Origin of the sequence: Fulvivirga marina (assembly GCF_016775155.1) — a bacterium.
In the GTDB taxonomy this organism is placed as follows: domain Bacteria; phylum Bacteroidota; class Bacteroidia; order Cytophagales; family Cyclobacteriaceae; genus Fulvivirga; species Fulvivirga marina.
Genome location: NZ_JAEUGD010000033.1, coordinates 1 through 1,570 on the forward strand (window position 1 = coordinate 1; position 1,570 = coordinate 1,570).

2 protein-coding genes are annotated in these 1,570 nt (G+C 37.9%); both read right to left on the reverse strand.

The features are described 5' to 3' along the window. Window positions 1-643: 643 nt before the first annotated feature. Entirely contained in the window at window positions 644-1,084 is a 441-nt protein-coding gene (locus JMN32_RS10385) for a hypothetical protein (protein WP_202856271.1), read from the reverse strand. 7 nt (window positions 1,085-1,091) lie between these two features. Beyond that, window positions 1,092-1,570: hypothetical protein (locus tag JMN32_RS10390; RefSeq protein ID WP_202856272.1), on the reverse strand; the 479-nt coding region annotated here is incomplete at its 5' end.

Consider the following 1,570-nt stretch of genomic DNA (forward strand, 5'->3'; position numbering starts at 1 on the left):
CCACACACAATACCCCATTACTGATTACCGAATACCGATTACTGTATTGAGCAGGAAGATTGATAAGTATTTCTTATCGCTTTATAAGTGGTTCTATCTCTGGTTTTCATTTTCTTTTGCATGCCCAAAAGAAAACGAAACAAAAGAAAAAGGCACCACGAACCAAGCCCGTTTCAAACGCTCAATCCATCCCTTCAACGGGCCGCGCTATTCGTGGACGTCCCGCCCGCCTGAGATTAAGGCTAAACACCTTTCTTCCCAGCCGATGTCTCTCGCAGAGGACTCGGCGTCTTTAGGGTGGTTGAGCAATCATCGGCCTCTGCCCTCGTTCGTGGGGATTCCGAATATTTTCTCCGCTTCACTTCGAAAATTCCGGAATGACGTGGGTTTTGTGTGGTTGTTNTGAATACCGATTACTGTATTGAGCAAGAAGATTAAGCATTCCTGATCGCTTTATAAGTGGTTCTATCGTTTGATAGCCACAACACAATGCCTCCTTAACACCCTTTTTTCCATTAATTACAATATCATCCCATATATTTCCCGTTCCCGTAACTGCCTTAAAACCAATCTCATCCCATACTTCAAAAGCTTCTGCCCACTAAATTAAGGTTTCTGCTTAGAGCACCTTTGATTTTATCTTTTACTTAAGACTTTCCAGTGCCTTCTCATCTATTATTTCAGTACCGTTGTTGAGCAGATATGCTTCGAGATAATTAGCCATATCCAATAATATCCTCAAATGATCTTTTGTAATTGGTTTCATGAAGGTGGTATGAACCATTCCAAACTCCTTATGAAAATCTATTATTATTTCGTGATACCCTTTCTTCTCATTATATTCTGCAAGAGCCTGTCCTTTTTGCAATTGTTCCAAGGTGCCTTTTCTAAAGCTAATCGGTATGTTGTCTATATTTAACAATCGCTCTTTCCCAATTTCGGTGCTTTCAAGCCATGTAAAATAGTCTTGATTGTCATCAATAAAGTTTACCCATAACTCATAAGAAAGCTTGTTGTGAATTTGATTAGACCATTTATATTTTTCCTTTGCAATAGTTGGAGCCTTTATGTTTTTAAGTATCATCCTGTCATTATTTTATCAATTCTTCTAACGCATTAATTTCAAATTTAATAGAAGGCAGTTCTGCTGCCAGCTTGTTAAGCCACTCTGATTTTAATTCAGTCGTAATATTTCCTTTTGGCATATATATGTGAATTTCCGCCTGATCAAAAAATACAGTTTTTCCATTCCAACTTATACCTTTACCAGCTCCCCTTCCAAGGATTAAATTATCAATATTGTCACGTACAGCCTTAGTATTTAGCCAATTATCAACACTTTTAGTGGTTGTAGTCTTCATAGATACAGCTTTTGTAGCAAATATTTCATCTCCAACTTTGGTAAAATCCTCATAAAAATCAATGGCCTTAAAATTACTGGCTATATCAGAAGTATGCCCCCAGCCGGAACCTTTAGGGTACCTGTAGTGTCCCATTATATCCTCAAATAGCTTTCTTTCAAAGAATATTTGAGGGTATGAGGCTTCCCATGCTTTTTTAATGTTTTCCA